This window comes from Ornithinimicrobium sp. F0845 (genome assembly GCF_023015765.1).
GTDB lineage: Bacteria > Actinomycetota > Actinomycetes > Actinomycetales > Dermatophilaceae > Ornithinicoccus.
Genome location: NZ_JALKAL010000015.1, coordinates 28691 through 43494 on the forward strand (window position 1 = coordinate 28691; position 14804 = coordinate 43494).

Sequence of the window (14804 nt, forward strand, 5' to 3'; positions counted from 1 at the left end):
GTCCACCCGCCGGACCTACTATCTGGCTTCCTGACGCACCTTCATTGCGCCGCTACGCTTTCTGCCGCCCGTTCTGCTCGACGGAAAGCGATCAGGAACGTCACGAGCATGACGACAGTCACCGCACCCAGTGCGAGGGAGCCGATCTCCCACTGGCTGAGCCCGGACGAGGCGATGGCGAAGATTGCCGCTGCGATGAGGAGTGCGATCGCCAGAATGCACCCGGTCCGCGCCGTGGGCCAAGCAGCCCGATGCGCCGCGGCCCACGCCTCACGTGAGGCGACCGTGGCTGGGCTTCGCATGCCAACCCACGCATTAGGCCCCTTGCGCACCATACGGTCAGGCTGCAGCTGCCACATCGACCACAGCACCAGGAGAGCCATACCAACAATGAGCAGCATCTTCCCTCCTCAAGAACTCGCAGTCACAGGGGCCCCGGCGTGGGCTCATTCGCACTCGATTCGGCTGTACATATACATGTCCCTGCGTTCGTCGCCGACCTGCTGCCAGGACCGCAGCAGGCCCTCCCTCGTGTATCCGCAGGCCTCGGCAGCGCGCCACGATCCATCGTTCCACGGCTCGACGTACAGCTCAAGGCGGTGCACGTCGTCGAGACGAAGGGCCCAGTCGGTCAAGGCATGCAGCGCAGCCGTGACGTAACCGCGGCGGCGACGCTGGGGAGCGACCCAGTATCCGGTGCTGGCGCGACCCTCGTCGATCTTTGCCAACCACAGTCCGATCTGGCCGACAGCCTCGTCCGTCCCTGCTTCCGCGATGGCAAACGAGTAGCCCGCGCCCGTGCGGAGCCGTTCGCGCTGTCGCTGGATATAGGCGATGGCATCGTCCGAGGTACCCGAGGTCGGCACGGTCGTGATCAGGGGGATCAGGGGATCAGTCGCGACCGACTGCACGAGGGCGGCGTCCTCGTCCCGAAACGCGCGCAGGACGATGGGATCGTGGCCGAGGGTCGGCACGGTGTCGGGCAGCATCACGTCATTCAGCCCGACGCATGCACGGGACTGCAAGCGGATAGACGTGGTCACCTACCCGCACGGCCACGGCCGGCAGAGTTCGCGGAGGTCAACCAACGGCTGACGATGGAAGGGTGCGTCGTGATCAGCCTCGGGATGTTCAGCCTCCCCGACCTGCCGGACTACGACTGGACGGCCGACAGCTCAGGGCTGAGGAGGCGGCTCAGCGGTGTGCACCTCCAGAAGATTCGTATGGCGGACGAGGTGTTCATCGTGGACCCGGGGGGCTACCTCGGTGAGTTGACCAGGCAGGAGATCGCCTATGCGGAGTCGCTCCGCACACCGGTGCGCTATCTGAGTCGCGAGCACCACGGGTGAGAGCAGACCTGCTCGAGCGTCGTGTTGGCCCGCCCGACCGGAGGTGCGGGCGACGGGCAATTTAGGCTGTCGCCATGAGTCCCCTGTCGCAGACCCTGCTCGATCCTGCCCGCCGCCCCGCCGTCGTGGAGAGCCTGGTGCGCGTCGTGGACGCCGAGGTGGCCGCCAAGTCGGGCATCGGCGGCAAGATCATCAAGACCGGGTATGCCGCGGTCACCAAGATCTCGGACGGCTTCACCGCCAAGGCCGTCAACCGGCTCCTGCCAGGTTTCGCACAGGCGCTGGACCCGTTCTGGGCCGAGCGCGGGACCGCCCCCTTCGCGGACACCCTGGTGGCCCGCCAGGACGAGGCGGCCGAGGCGCTGCTGGCGGTGACCGACGGGCAGGTCGCCGGCACCTCCAACGCGGTGGTGCGCAAGGTCTACGGGTCGCTGCGCAGCAAGGCGAGGGAGAACGTGGTCGCCGCCCTGCCACGCGTGGGCGCCGCCATCGAGGAGCAGGCCTCCTGACCGGAGGGTCACGCCGGTTCGGGCGGGACCAGGACGTGCACGTCGGGCTCAGTCGGTCCGCCGACTGAGGGTCAGCGTGCCGAGCGCCAGCACCACCACCGCGATCGCCACGACGACCAGCAGGTGGGTCCACGTGCCGTCGGCCACCGCCCCGTCGACGCCGGCCTGCACGCCCTGCATCGCCTCCACGGCATAGGTCAGGGGCAGGAAGTCGGAGATCACCTCAGCGGCCCGGGGCATCTGGTCCCGCGGGAGGAAGAGCCCGCACAGCAGCAGCTGGGGGAAGACCAGCGCCGGCATGAACTGCACCGCCTGGAACTCGGTGCGGGCGAATGCCGAGACCGCCAGACCCAGGGCTGTCCCCAGGAACGAGTCGGCCAGCGCGACCACCAGCAGCGCCCAGATGGGGCCACCGACCTCCATGCCCAGCACCCACACCGCCAGGGCGATCACGAGCGTGGCCTGCACCAGGCAGATCGCCACCAGCGCCAGGGCATAGCCCACCAGGATGTCCCCGCGGCCGGTCGGCATCGCCAGCATCCGCTCCAACGTCCCCGCCGTGCGCTCCCGCAGCATCGTGACCGAGGTGACGATGAACATCACCGTGAAGGGCATGAACGCGATGATCGCCGGGCCGAACCGGTCCAGCATGCCCCCGGGGACCTCCGAGAACACCCACCACAGCAGCAGTATGACGACGCACGGGAGGAGCAGCATCAGCGCCACGGTGCGGGGGTCACCCCGGAGCTGGTGCAGGACCCTGCGCGCCACCGCCAGGGTGATCCGCGGAGTCATGCCGCCGCCTCATCGATGAGCGCGAGGAAGGCCGCCTCGACGGTGTCGGCTCCCGTGCGCTCACGCAGTTGCGCGGGGGACCCGGTCGCCAGGACACGACCCTCCCGGAGCAGGGCGATCCGGTCGCACCGCTCCGCCTCGTCCATCACGTGCGTGGAGACCAGCACCGCAGCACCGGCCGCCGCAAGGTCCCGGAAGGTCGACCACAGCGACCGCCTCAGCACCGGGTCCAGACCGACGGTGGGCTCGTCGAGGACCAGCAGGGAGGGGTCACCGAGCAGCGCCGTGGCCAGAGAGACCCGCGACTGCTGACCACCCGACATCGCGCCCACCACCTGGTCCGCCGCACCGGCCAGGTCAACCGTGGTCAGCGCCGCCTCCACCTGACGCCGCCCGACCCCCTGGATCGCGGCGAAGAACTGCAGGTTCTGCCGTGCCGTGAGGTCGTCGTAGATCGACGGCGACTGGGTGACATAGCCGATCCGTCCCCTCACCGAGGGGGACCCCGCCTCCTCCCCGAGCACCCGGACCGTCCCCGCGACGTTGGCCTGCACCCCGACGATCGCCCGCATCAGCGTGGACTTCCCGCCTCCAGACGGCCCGACGATCCCCACCAACTCACCGCCCTCGACGGTGAGGTCCACCCCGTGCAGGACCTCGACACCGCCCCGGATCACGCTGAGGTCAGCCACCTGCACCACGGGACCGGACGTCATACTGCCTCCTCGGGGACCACCTGGGTGTTCACGCTAGACCCGGCCGGGCTCTCCGCTGCTCGACCGTCCCTGCCAGGTGCAGATGCAGATCTCGTTGCCGTCGGCGTCGGCGAGCACCCACCACGCGGGCGCGCGCTCGTCCGAGACCAGCCGCCCGCCGGCAGCGAGTGCCGCGGCGACGCGCGCCTCGGCGACGTCGTGCGGGAGGGTGAGGTCGAAATGGATCCGGTTGCGGTCGGTCCGCGGCGGGTCCATGTCCTGGAACCAGAGGTCGGGGAGCTGCCCAGCCGGGTCACGCAGGTCCCCGCGGGCGTCCGGCTCCAGGCCCAGGACCGCGATCCAGAAGGGCCGGATGGCGTCCGCGTCCACCGTGTCGATGGCCAGTTCGAGGGACCCGACGCGCCCCGGAGCCGACGCGGCACCGGCACCGTCGGCCAGGTCGCTGATCGCCCGAGCCAGGTCCACGTCATACTGCGTGAGGCCGTCCGCGGCCACGGTGCGGGTGCGCACGACCAGGTGGTCCGGGCGCAGGTCGATCTCCGGGTGGTGGTGCAGCCGGTCCGCCGCCTGGGTGATCGCGACGGCGAGCGCGGCGCCCTCCGCGGGGCTGCCGGTCTCGAACCTGGCCACCAGCTCCCCCAGCAGGTAGCGCCAGTCGCCCAGCCCCTCGACGTGCGTGGCGTCATAGGGGGTCACGGCGTCCGGAGAGGTCATGCCGACAGCGTCCCACCTCAGCGGGGATCACACCATCGACCGGCGCCAGCACATCCACCAGGCTCCACCGGTCGGCTCATCGGCGCGGATCGCCCCACCGCACCGGGTGTGGCACTCGGTGATGTGGCAGCACGTCCCCGCGACCACCGTGTGGTGACCGTCTCGTAGGTCCAGCCCGTCCACCGGACAGGACGCGCGCGCCCGCTCCGCCGGCTGCCACATCGTCGGTGCCCGAGGAGGGTCTCGTAGAACGGCGAGCCCAGCTCACGGCACGCCCCGGCCTGCTGCCTGGTCAGGTCGACCTGCCGACCGAGACCCGGCGCCACGTCCTGTGCTTCGACCACGCGCCCACCTCCTGACGGGTCAGCGTATGGCCCGCGCGTCCGTTCAGGTCGCGGGGACGGCCGCCAGGTCGTCCAGCAGGACGTGCCGGATGAGCGCGGACGCCCAGTCGAGGATCTCCTTGTCCCGCAGCACCTTGCCGCCGATCCTCGCGGTCTTGGGGGCCGGCACGAGGATGGTGCGGGTGGCGGCCTTGAGGATCGTCCCGGGGAAGAGCCGGTTGAGCCGGAGCTGCTGGCTCTCACGGAGCTCGACCGGGCCGAACCGGATGGTCTGCCCCTGGGTGGAGATGTCGCTGATGCCGGCTCTGCGGGCCAGGGTGCGCAGGCGCGCCACCTCCAGGAGCGTCTGCACCGGCACCGGCGGGGCGCCGTAGCGGTCGACCAGCTCCGCCTCGATCTCGGCGAGCTCTGCCTCGTCGGTCACCTTGGCCAGCTTGGTGTAGGCCTCGAGCCGGAGCCGCTCGCCGGGGATGTACTCGTGTGGCAGGTGCGCGTCGACCGGCAGCTCGATCTTGATCTCGGCGGGGGCCTCGTCCAGCTCACCCTTGAAGCCGGCGACGGCCTCGCCGACGAGGCGGACGTACAGGTCGAAGCCGACGCCCGCGATGTGGCCGGACTGCTCGCCGCCGAGCAGGTTGCCGGCGCCGCGGATCTCCAGGTCCTTCATCGCCACGGCCATGCCGGCCCCGAGGTCGGTGTTGGCCGCGATCGTCTGCAGCCGGTCGACCGCGGTCTCGGTGAGGGGCTTCTCCGGCGGGTAGAGGAAGTAGGCGTAGGCCCGCTCCCGGCCGCGGCCGACGCGGCCCCGCAGCTGGTGCAGCTGGGACAGCCCGAACTGGTCGGCCCGGTCGACGATGAGGGTGTTGGCGTTGGAGATGTCCAGGCCGGTCTCGACGATCGTGGTGCAGACCATCACGTCGAAGTTGCGCTCCCAGAAGTCGACGACGACCTTCTCCAGCTGGTGCTCCCCCATCTGTCCGTGGGCGGTCGCGACCCGGGCCTCCGGGACGAGCTCACGGATCCGGCTGGCGACCCGCTCGATCGAGGTCACCTTGTTGTGCACGAAGAAGACCTGCCCGTCCCGCAGCAGCTCGCGCCGGATCGCCGCCGCGATCTGCTTCTCGTCGTAGCCGCCCACGAAGGTCAGCACCGGGTGCCGCTCCTCCGGCGGGGTCGCCAGGGTCGACATCTCCCGGATGCCGGTCACCGCCATCTCCAGCGTCCGCGGGATCGGGGTCGCGGACATGGCCAGCACGTCGACGTTGGTGCGCAGCGCCTTGAGCTGCTCCTTGTGCTCGACGCCGAAGCGCTGCTCCTCGTCGATGACGACCAGCCCCAGGTCCTTGAAGGTCACCGAGGTGGACAACAGACGGTGGGTGCCGATGACCAGGTCGACGCTCCCGTCGGCCAGGCCCTTGATGACCTCGGCCGCCTCCCGGTCGGACTGGAAGCGGGAGAGCGCCCTGACGATCACGGGGTACTGCGAGTAGCGGTCGGAGAAGGTCTGGAAGTGCTGCTGCACCAGCAGCGTGGTCGGCACCAGCACGGCCACCTGCTTGCCGTCCTGGATCGCCTTGAAGGCCGCGCGGACCGCGATCTCGGTCTTGCCGTAGCCGACGTCCCCGCAGATCAGCCGGTCCATCGGGACGGTCTTCTCCATGTCGGCCTTGACCTCCTCGATGCTGGAGAGCTGGTCGGCCGTCTCGACGAAGGCGAAGGCGTCCTCGAGCTCCCGCTGCCACGGGGTGTCCGGGCCGAACGCGTGGCCCTGCGTGGCCATCCGGGCGCTGTAGAGCCGGATCAGCTCCGCGGCGATCTGCCGCACGTGCTTCTTGGCCCGGGACTTGGTCTTCTGCCAGTCGGCGCCGCCCAGCCGGTTCAGCGTCGGGGCCTCGCCGCCGACATACTTCGTGATCTGGTCCAGCTGGTCGGTCGGGACGTACAGCCGGTCGGCGGGCTGGCCCCGCTTGGCCGAGGCGTACTCCAGCACGAGGTACTCACGCACCGCCCCCTGCACCTGCCGCTGCGCCATCTCCACGAACCGGCCGACACCGTGCTGCTCGTGCACCACGAAGTCACCCGGCCGCAGCTGCAGCGGGTCGACCTGCGCGCGCCGGCGTGACGGCATCCGGCGCATGTCCTTGGTCGAGCCGCCGGTGCCGGCCTGACCGGTCAGATCGGTCTCGCCGACCACCACGAGCTTGGCGCCCGGCAGCACGAAGCCACGGCCCACCGACCCGGTCGTGACCTGCACGACCTCGTGCTCCAGGCGCTCGAGCGAGGTCACCAGCCGGTGCGGGACGTCGTGCTCGGCCAGCACCTCGCTGACTCGGCGCGCCAGGCCCGGCCCCTCCAGGGAGAGCACCACCTGCTGCCCGTCCGCGAGCCAGGCACGCAGGGCCTTCGCGATCGCCTCCGCATCACTCCGGAAGGCCTCGACGGCACGGGAGTCGACGGTGATCTGCCGCGCGACCGGCCCGTCGGTCGCGGTGTCGCGGCCGTCAGCGTCGGTGCCCGCGTCGCCCACCTCGGCGAAGGCGGCGAGCTCCTCGTCCCCCGCGAAGGCCGTCAGCGTCCACCAGTCGCGGCCCAGCTCCAGGGCTCGGGCGCGCATGTCGGCCACCGACCAGTAGGACGCGGTGCCGAGCACGTCCTGCAGGTCCACCGGCACGGAGTTGCCCGCGACGGCGTTGGCCCAGCTGGCCTCGAGGAACTCCAGGCTGGTCGAGACCAGGTCGTGGGCTCGGGTGCGGATCCGCTCGGGATCCAGCAGTATGACGCGGCTCCCGTCCGCGAGCACGTCCAGGATCGTCTCCATCGAGTCGACCAGGGCGGGGGTGAGGGACTCCATGCCCTCGGCGGCGATCCCCTCGGAGACCCTGCCGAGGATGTCGGCGACGCCGGGGAGCTGCTCGGCGAGCGCGGCCGCCCGCTCCCGCACCTCGGCGGTGAGCAGCAGCTCGCGGCACGGCGGTGCCCAGAGACCGCCGTCGGCGATCTCCAGGGAGCGCTGGTCGGCGACCTTGAACCAGCGGACCTCCTCGACCGTGTCGCCCCAGAACTCCACGCGCAGCGGGTGCTCCTCGGTCGGCGGGAAGACATCGAGGATGCCGCCGCGCACCGAGAACTCGCCGCGCCGCTCCACGAGGTCGGTGCGGGTGTAGGCCGCGGCGGCCAACGCCTCGACGACCTCCTCGAAGACGTGGGTCTCCCCCGCGCGGAGCTGGACCGGGACGAGCTCGCCGAGACCGGCGACGAACGGCTGGAGCAGGGCCCGGGCCGAGGCGACCACGACCTGCACCGGTCCGTAGGCGCCGCCGCCGACCGGGGAGTCAGGGGGCTCGGGGTGGGTGAGCCGGCGCAGCACCGCCAGCCGCTGACCGACGGTGTCCGAGCGCGGGCTGAGCCGCTCGTGGGGCAGCGTCTCCCAGCTCGGGAAGCTCGCGATCTGCTCCTGCGGCAGGAACTCGGCCAGGGCGGCGGCCAGGTCGTCGGCCTCGCGGCCGGTCGCGGTGACCGCCAGGACCGGTGACTTCGCGGCCAGGGAGGCGACCAGGGCCGGACGGGCCCCTGCGGCGACCGCGACGTCGACCAGCGGCTCGCGGTCGTCGGCGGCCGCGAGGACGGCGGCGGCACCGGGGTCGGTGACCAACCCGGCCAGCACGGGGGTGAGGCTCACGCGGGACCCTTCTCTCGGCATACTCATGAAGCGCACAGACAGCACAAAAGACCCGATCGAGGAACTCGTCGGGGTCTCTGCCAGTCTAAGGGCCAGGACCGACAAGGACGTTTTCACGGCCATGGTCCAGGGCCAGACCGACAGGGAAACCACCGATGCGGCCCGGGGGTGTGGTTGCGCGCTCGGGTCGGGGACAGGAAGATCACACCGTGACCCACAACGCCGAGCAGAGCCCGAGCACGACCAGGTCCTGGGGGGCCACGCTGCTCGTGGGGGCCGCGCTCGCCGTGCCCCTCACGCTCACCGCACAGGTTGCGGTGGCGGAGGAGGAGCCGCTCGAGTTGGTGGAACAGATCACCGACCCGGTGGGTGCGCTCTCCGGGAGCGAGGGCGAGGTCGAGGCGGCGATCCAGGACCTGCGGGACGACACGGGACTGCAGCTGTTCGTCGTGTATGTCGATGCGTTCGACCGGGCCAGCGGTGCCGAGTGGTCGGACGAGACCTACAACCTCAACGGCTTCGGCGGGGACGACATCCTGCTGTCCGTCGCGATCGACCAGCGTGCCTACGGCCTCTCGGGCAGCTCGGCGATCCCGGAGAACCAGCTGCAGATCGTGGCCAGTGAGTATGTCGAGCCCCGGCTCGCCGACGACGACTGGGTCGGTGCGTCGGTCGCCGCCACGCGAGGCCTGGCAGAGGTCTTCCCCGACGGCGTGAACACTCCAGGCGAGGACACCGCGACGCCGGTCCCGGGCGGGTCGTCCCATCAGGGTGAGGGCAGCGGCTTCGGCAGTGCCTTCCCGTGGTTCTTCGCCGTCCCCGTCGTGGCGGTCGCGGGGTCGAGGCTGATCTCCTCCCTGGGCAACAAGTCCGCGCGCCGGAGCCAGGAGCGGGCGGGTCAGCTGCCGGCCGAGCCCGGCCAGATCGCCCAGGTGCCCACCCAGGAGCTGCAGCGCCAGGCGGCGGCAGCCCTCGTCGGGCTGGACAACGCCCTGCGGAGCGCCGAGGAGGAGCTGAGCTTCGCCGAGGCGCAGTTCGGCCAGCAGCGCACGGAGCAGTTCCGCGACGTGCTGACCCAGGCCCGGGCCAGGTCCCAGGAGGCCTTCCAGATCCGCCAGCAGCTGGACGACGCGGACCACGAGGCCGAGCCCGTCGAGCGCAGCATGCTCGGCCAGATCATCAGCCTGTGCACCGCGGCCCAGACCAGCCTGGACGCGCACAGCGCGGAGTTCGCGCAGATGCGGTCGCTGCAGGACACCGTGCCGCAGTTCCTCGAGGAGCTCGCCGGGCGGACGCAGGAGGTGAGGGGACGGTTGCCCGTCGCCGACCAGCAGATCAACGGCCTCGCCGCGCGCTACCCCGCCCAGGCCCTGGTCACCGTGCGCTCGCACCGCGCGCAGGCGGAGCGGCTACTGGACAGCGCCCTCGGGTTCGTGGACGCCGGACGGCAGTCGGTCTCCGGCGGGGACCGCCCCTCCGCGGTGGCCGCCGCGCGCGCCGCCGAGGAGGCTCTCGGACAGGCCGTGCGGTTGCTCGACGCCGTCGGCACGGCAGACAACGACCTCGCCAACGCCAAGGAGGTGCTGGCCCGGGCGATCGCGTCCCTGACCTCCGACATCCACGACGCCGAGCGCCTGGCCCCGAAGGACACGGTGATCCAGCCGGTCGTCGAGAAGGCCCGGCAGGCGATCGCCCGCGGGCAGACCGCGGACACCTCCGGCGACCCGCTGGCCGCCCTCGCCGAGCTCGACGCCACCGAGCACGACCTGGACACCCTGCTGGACCCCCTGCGCGATGCGGAGAGCGCCCGCGCCAAGACACGCGAGGACTTCCAGTCTCGGGTGAGTCGCGTCGGGGCCCGGTTGCGCAGCATCGACGAGACCATCGCCACCCGGCGCGGTGCCGTCAACAGCGGTGCCCGCACCAGGATCTCCGAGGCGCTGCGGCTGTTCGACGAGGCCCAGCGCGTCGTGCAGGACAACCCGCGTGAGGCCGCCGGCCTGCTCACCCGCGCCGAGCAGCTGGGCGAGCAGGCTCTCAGCGAGGCCCAGCAGGACCTCGACCGGTGGGACGGACCGACGGGTGGCGGCACGCGGCGGGGTGGCATCGACCCCATGTCGGTGATCCTCGGCGGCATCCTCCTCGGCGGCGGCAACCGGCACGGCGGCGGCTGGGGTGGCGGCGGCAGTTGGGGAGGCGGGGGCGGCGGCTTCGGCGGGGGCGGAGGCTTCGGTGGCGGGGGCGGCTTCGGCGGCGGGGGCGGCTCCACGTCAGTGGGGGGCCGCTTCTGAGACGCCGACACCCCTGACGTGCAGAACACCGCGCAAGCACACGGAACCAACGGGCGGCTCCGGCCGTCCATACGTAGGACCCGACACCACGACATACTGTCTAAGGGCCTGTTGCACACCGGTCCCGATGAAAGGACACTCAGACCATGACGCAGAAGCAGACCATCCTGGGCCGGATCAGCCAGCTCGCCAAGGCCAACATCAACTCCCTCCTGGACCGTGCCGAGGACCCGGAGAAGATGCTCGACCAGCTCGTGCGCGACTACACCAACTCGATCGCCGAGGCCGAGGAGGCCGTGGCGCAGACCATCGCCAACGTGCGGATGGCCGAGGCCGACCTGCGCAGCGACGAGGAGGCCGCGCAGGAGTGGGGCCGCAAGGCCGCCGCCGCCTCGCGCAAGGCCGAGGAGCTGCGCGCCGGTGGGGACGCCGCCGGCGCCGACAAGTTCGACAACCTGGCCAAGATCGCGCTGGGCCGCCAGATCCAGCACGAGGGCGACGTCAGCGCCGCCCGCCCCGCGATCGAGCAGCAGAACGTCACCGTCGACAAGCTCAAGGAGGGCCTGGTCAGCATGAAGACCAAGCTCGAGGAGCTGAAGTCCAAGCGCGGCACCCTCGTGGCGCGCGCCCGCTCGGTGGAGGCGCAGTCCAAGGTCAACGACGCCATGCGCTCCATCGACGTGATGGACCCGACCAGCGAGCTGGGCCGCTTCGAGGACAAGATCCGCCGCGAGGAGGCCCTCGTGGCCGGCCGCGCGGAGGCCCACGCCACCACCCTCGAGGACCAGTTCGACCAGCTCGAGGACCACAGCCACGACGCCGAGATCGAGGCCCGCCTCGCGGCGCTGAAGAACCAGGGCTGACCCGACGTCAGCCGGGCCGGCACCGCCGGCCAGCAGCATCCGCGGACCCGCCGGACACGTCCGGCGGGTCCGCCGCTGCGAGGTGGTCCGCCACGGGCGCTCGCGGCACAGGGGACCGACACCACCCTCGGGGGAAGGACCACACCATGCGCACCTCCTCGCACCACCACGCCACGCCCCGCTCGAGCCACCGTTCTGACTCGACCTCGGGGGTCAGCGCGTCGGTCGCCGCGCCCGGCTGGCCGCTCGCCCGGTGGGGAGCCCTGCTCGCCGCGGTCGCGGTGACCTTCCTGCTCACCCTCGCCCCGGCCTACGGGTCCGACCCGTTCAACCTGCCGGGCGAGCTGGTCGACGAGGTGGGGGCGATCGACGACGAGACCGCTGTCCGCGACGCGCAGGAGCGGCTGCACGAGGAGACCGGGCTGCAGCTCTACGTGGTCTTCGTCGACGACTTCGGCGGGCTCAGCGGCTGGGACTGGGCGGAGCAGACGGCCGACGCGTCGCACCTGGGCGACGAGGACCTGCTCCTGGCCGTGGCCACCGGTGAGCGTTCCTGGGGCCTGTCGGTGTCCGAGGCCGCCGGCATCTCGGTGGACCAGGAGGACCGGGTCGTCGAGCGCATCGAGACCGAGCTGCGCGACAGCGACTGGGACGGGGCCGCGATGGCTGCGGCGAACGGGTTCATCGACGTCAGGGCCGAGGGGGCGAACGCCGGCCGCAACGCCATCGGGATCGGTCTGGGCGTCGCGGCCATCGGGGGCGCCGTCATCACCGTGCCACGGGTGAGGCGGCGCCTGGCCGACCGCCGGCGCAGGGAGGATGAGGCCGAGGAGCTCGCGGCCACCTCCGAGCAGATCGGTGGCCAGCTGGTCGCCCTCGACAACGCCCTGGCCTCCTCGGAGACCGAGCTGCAGTATGCCGAGGCAGAGTTCGCGCCAGAGCTCACCCGCCCCTTCCGCGAGGCGGTGGAGGCCTCGCGGGCCGAGGCGGTGGAGGCCTACCGGGTGCGTGAGCAGATCGGGGAGGTCTCCGAGGTGACCGCCTACAACAGCACGATGGACCGGTTCCGGGCGCTGCAGGAGCTCATCGCCCGCGCCGACACGCGCCTGGACGAGCACACGGAGGCGTTCAACGACCTGCGGCGCCTGTCCGACCGCGCTCCTGAGCGCATCGAGGAGCTCGCCGCCGGGATCGCCGCGGCGACCCGCACCCTGGACGACACCGAGCCGTTGCTGGCCGCCCGCACAGATCTGCGCGGTGGGCAGCGGGAGCAGTTCGGCGACGTCATCGCCGGCTGCCGGGCACTCCTCGGGCAGGGCGCAGCGTCGGTGGAGCTCGCGCGGGAGCGGTTGCGGACCGAGGGTCCGGAGGACGCGGTCCTGCCGATCAAGGCGGCCGAGCAGGCGCTGTCCGAGGTCACCGCTCAGACCGACCTGCTCGCCGACGTCGACGGGCTCGTGGCGAGCTGGAACCAGTTGCTGGAGGAGGCCGGCGCCTCCCTGATGGGGGACCTGGCCGATGCCGAGCGCCTCGCGCCGCAGGATGCAGCCGTCGGTGCCCTCGTGACGACGGCGCGCACCGCACTGGGCCGGGTCCCGGACGCTGCGGAGGACCCGGTCGACCTGGCCGCCGAGCTCGGGGAGATCGAGCGGGCCTTGGACGCGGCGCTGGCCGGCTACCGCGCCGAGGAGGAGAAGCACCTCAAGGCGGTCGGCCGCGCCGAGAGCCAGCAGCGGGTCGCAGAGGCCCGGGTCAAGTTCATGGACAGCGACCTGCAGCGGGTCTGGTCGTTGACTCCGGAGTCGCAGCGTCGCAGCGCCCAGGCGGCACGCGACCTGCTGGCCCAGGGTGTCGCGCTCGTGCAGTCCGACCCCGAGACCGCCGAGCGCACCCTGCAGCAGGCCGCCAGCCGAGCTGACGCAGTGGCCCGCGCGCTGCCCACCGTCAGCGTGCAGACCGGCGGCGGGTCGGGTTGGGGTGGCTCGGGCTGGGGTGGCTCCGGCAGTTCCCGCAGCAGCTTCAGCAGCTCACGGAGCTCGTCGCGCTCGCGCAGCTCCTCTCGGCGGTCGAGCTCGCGTCGATCGAGTTCCCGTCGGTCGAGCTCCCGCCGCTCGAGCTCACGTCGTTCCCGCGGCGGCCGCTTCTGAACCTGCCGGACGGAGGTCTGGAGCCCACAGCAGGTCCTGGCGCAGCCGTCCACGCCGGCAGTTCGTCTTCGAGCGCCTCCCGTCTCATCGGGCCGACTGCAACCGGCTCGAGGATGAGCTAGGGGCTCGAAGACGAGCCACTGCCGTCGCAAAGCGCCCTCAGACGACAGCCGCCCGCGGCGCCCTCAGCTCAGCGACCGTGGAACCGGCCCTGTGTCGCTTCAAGCCCCGTGTGCACCAGTTCGGTCACCGCGTCGGCGCCGTCACCGATGAGCAGCTCGACGTCGACCCGGTCCCGGGAGGGGAAGTCGGAGTGCACATAATCCGCGGGGTCCTGGCGCCCCGGCGGACGCCCGATGCCCAGCCACACCCGCAGGTAGTCCTTGGTCCCCAGGGAACCCGTTGCGGCCACCCCTCACCCCCACCACGCTTGAGCTTGATCGCACCGAAGTCGATGTCCAGCTCGTCATGCACCACCACGACCTGCTCCAACGGCACCTAGTAGAACCGCACCAGCGCAGCCACCGGGCCACCGGAGACGTTCAGGGTGCATCAGCACGTTTCTGCATCCGATAACTCATGAGTTATCATCGACGTGTGCCCGACTACGGCGACATCGTGAGGACGAGGCGCGAGTTGCTCGGGCTGTCGCAGCGCGCACTCGCCGGGCGGGTCGGCGTGACACAGCCGATGATCAGCGCGATCGAGGCCGGTACGCGGACCCCGACGGAGCCGGTTCGGGCAGCGATCGATGCCACCCTTGCGATCCGACCGTCAACAGCACTGCACGCCCGTCTCGGTGAGGTCCGAGCCATGGTTCGGCGGCACGGCGGCCTGCACGCCACGTTGATCGGCTCGGCCGCCCGCGGCCAGGACACGATCGGTTCAGACCTCGACCTCTTGGTCGAGTTCGAGTCCGACCGCGACATCGTTGACCTGCTGGCACTCGAGGCCGACCTGGCCGAGCTCCTGACCGTCCCGGTGGATATCGTCTCGGCCGGCTCCACCGGTCCGGTCGTCGAGGACCTGCAACGAGGGGCCGTCCCGCTGTGACCGATGCCCGGCTCGCTCGCCGACTTTCCGATCTGACCGCGTTCGCGAGGGAGGCAGAGCACGTCGTTGCGCAGGGGCGGGACAGGTACCTCGCTGACGATGCTGATGGCGCGCTGCTCCGCAACGCGGGCGAGCGGGTCCTGATCAAGGTGGCAACAGTCGTCGAGAAGCTGCCGGACTCGTTCCGGCAATCGCACCCGAACGTGCCATGGGTCGCGATCATGCGGATGCGCAACCTCGTGGCCCACCACTACGACAAGGTGAATGCCGACCTCATGTGGACCGCGCTCACCACACGAATCCCTGGTCTCGCCCGTGAGCTCGGGCTGACCGAGGACTGATCG

At 71.3% G+C, this 14804-nt stretch carries 14 protein-coding genes; 7 read left to right on the plus strand and 7 right to left on the minus strand.

From position 1 onward, the window contains the following. Positions 1-41 precede the first annotated feature (41 nt). Positions 42-401, minus strand: a complete 360-nt coding sequence (locus MWU75_RS17080; protein WP_247093188.1) for an SdpI family protein — start codon at positions 399-401, stop codon at positions 42-44. 45 nt (positions 402-446) lie between these two features. After that, positions 447-989: a GNAT family protein gene (locus MWU75_RS17085; protein WP_247093190.1), complete on the minus strand. Its 543-nt coding sequence runs from the start codon at positions 987-989 to the stop codon at positions 447-449. A gap of 123 nt (positions 990-1112) precedes the next feature. Between MWU75_RS17085 and MWU75_RS17090 the strand changes: the two genes are divergently transcribed. Together MWU75_RS17090 and MWU75_RS17095 are read left to right on the plus strand one after the other, a co-directional pair. Continuing rightward, complete coding sequence (locus tag MWU75_RS17090) at positions 1113-1349, plus strand: hypothetical protein (RefSeq protein ID WP_247093192.1); 237 nt, start codon at positions 1113-1115, stop codon at positions 1347-1349. A gap of 74 nt (positions 1350-1423) precedes the next feature. Continuing rightward, positions 1424-1858 carry a hypothetical protein gene (locus tag MWU75_RS17095; protein WP_247093194.1) on the plus strand — a complete coding sequence of 145 codons (435 nt, stop codon included), beginning with the start codon at positions 1424-1426 and terminating at the stop codon, positions 1856-1858. A 48-nt stretch (positions 1859-1906) separates the two neighbouring features. Here the strand turns inward: MWU75_RS17095 and MWU75_RS17100 are convergent, their stop codons facing one another. The 4 genes from MWU75_RS17100 to mfd form a co-directional block, all read right to left on the minus strand. Beyond that, the gene (locus MWU75_RS17100; RefSeq protein ID WP_247093196.1) at positions 1907-2653 is read right to left on the minus strand and encodes an ABC transporter permease; all 747 of its coding nucleotides are present in this window, start codon (positions 2651-2653) and stop codon (positions 1907-1909) included. Continuing rightward, entirely contained in the window at positions 2650-3369 is a 720-nt protein-coding gene (gene ccmA, locus MWU75_RS17105; RefSeq protein ID WP_247093198.1) for a heme ABC exporter ATP-binding protein CcmA, read from the minus strand. The genes MWU75_RS17100 and ccmA overlap by 4 nt, the downstream gene beginning before the upstream one ends. A 33-nt stretch (positions 3370-3402) precedes the next feature. Further along, the gene (locus MWU75_RS17110; protein WP_247093200.1) at positions 3403-4083 is read right to left on the minus strand and encodes a VOC family protein; all 681 of its coding nucleotides are present in this window, start codon (positions 4081-4083) and stop codon (positions 3403-3405) included. Positions 4084-4470: 387 nt separating this feature from the next. Continuing rightward, complete coding sequence (gene mfd / locus MWU75_RS17115; RefSeq protein WP_247093201.1) at positions 4471-8106, minus strand: transcription-repair coupling factor; 3636 nt, start codon at positions 8104-8106, stop codon at positions 4471-4473. 209 nt (positions 8107-8315) lie between these two features. Here mfd and MWU75_RS17120 point away from each other — a divergent pair, with 209 nt between their 5' ends. The 3 genes from MWU75_RS17120 to MWU75_RS17130 all read left to right on the plus strand — a co-directional run bounded on the left by MWU75_RS17120 (position 8316) and on the right by MWU75_RS17130 (position 13407). After that, positions 8316-10397 carry a TPM domain-containing protein gene (locus MWU75_RS17120; RefSeq protein ID WP_247093203.1) on the plus strand — a complete coding sequence of 694 codons (2082 nt, stop codon included), beginning with the start codon at positions 8316-8318 and terminating at the stop codon, positions 10395-10397. Positions 10398-10543: 146 nt separating this feature from the next. After that, positions 10544-11260, plus strand: a complete 717-nt coding sequence (locus tag MWU75_RS17125) for a PspA/IM30 family protein (RefSeq protein WP_247093205.1) — start codon at positions 10544-10546, stop codon at positions 11258-11260. A gap of 146 nt (positions 11261-11406) precedes the next feature. Then, complete coding sequence (locus tag MWU75_RS17130) at positions 11407-13407, plus strand: TPM domain-containing protein (RefSeq protein ID WP_247093207.1); 2001 nt, start codon at positions 11407-11409, stop codon at positions 13405-13407. A 190-nt stretch (positions 13408-13597) separates the two neighbouring features. Here the strand turns inward: MWU75_RS17130 and MWU75_RS20065 are convergent, their stop codons facing one another. Next, complete coding sequence (locus tag MWU75_RS20065) at positions 13598-13819, minus strand: hypothetical protein (protein WP_348647800.1); 222 nt, start codon at positions 13817-13819, stop codon at positions 13598-13600. Positions 13820-14004: 185 nt separating this feature from the next. On the opposite strand from MWU75_RS20065, the gene MWU75_RS17140 reads away from it, so the two are divergent. Continuing rightward, positions 14005-14460, plus strand: coding sequence for an XRE family transcriptional regulator (locus MWU75_RS17140; protein WP_247093209.1), 456 nt, complete (start codon positions 14005-14007; stop codon positions 14458-14460). Next, the gene (locus tag MWU75_RS17145; RefSeq protein WP_247093211.1) at positions 14457-14801 is read left to right on the plus strand and encodes a HepT-like ribonuclease domain-containing protein; all 345 of its coding nucleotides are present in this window, start codon (positions 14457-14459) and stop codon (positions 14799-14801) included. The genes MWU75_RS17140 and MWU75_RS17145 overlap by 4 nt, the downstream gene beginning before the upstream one ends. Positions 14802-14804: the final 3 nt, after the last annotated feature.

Bases quoted from the DNA above. Each gene is read 5' to 3' on its own strand.
- MWU75_RS17080 (WP_247093188.1), bottom strand. From the start codon at position 401: ATGCTGCTCATTGTTGGTATGGCTCTCCTGGTGCTGTGGTCGATGTGG.
- MWU75_RS17085 (WP_247093190.1), bottom strand. From the start codon at position 989: ATGCTGCCCGACACCGTGCCGACCCTCGGCCACGATCCCATCGTCCTG.
- MWU75_RS17095 (WP_247093194.1), top strand. From the start codon at position 1,424: ATGAGTCCCCTGTCGCAGACCCTGCTCGATCCTGCCCGCCGCCCCGCC.
- MWU75_RS17100 (WP_247093196.1), bottom strand. From the start codon at position 2,653: ATGACTCCGCGGATCACCCTGGCGGTGGCGCGCAGGGTCCTGCACCAG.
- ccmA (WP_247093198.1), bottom strand. From the start codon at position 3,369: ATGACGTCCGGTCCCGTGGTGCAGGTGGCTGACCTCAGCGTGATCCGG.
- MWU75_RS17110 (WP_247093200.1), bottom strand. From the start codon at position 4,083: ATGACCTCTCCGGACGCCGTGACCCCCTATGACGCCACGCACGTCGAG.
- MWU75_RS17125 (WP_247093205.1), top strand. From the start codon at position 10,544: ATGACGCAGAAGCAGACCATCCTGGGCCGGATCAGCCAGCTCGCCAAG.
- MWU75_RS17130 (WP_247093207.1), top strand. From the start codon at position 11,407: ATGCGCACCTCCTCGCACCACCACGCCACGCCCCGCTCGAGCCACCGT.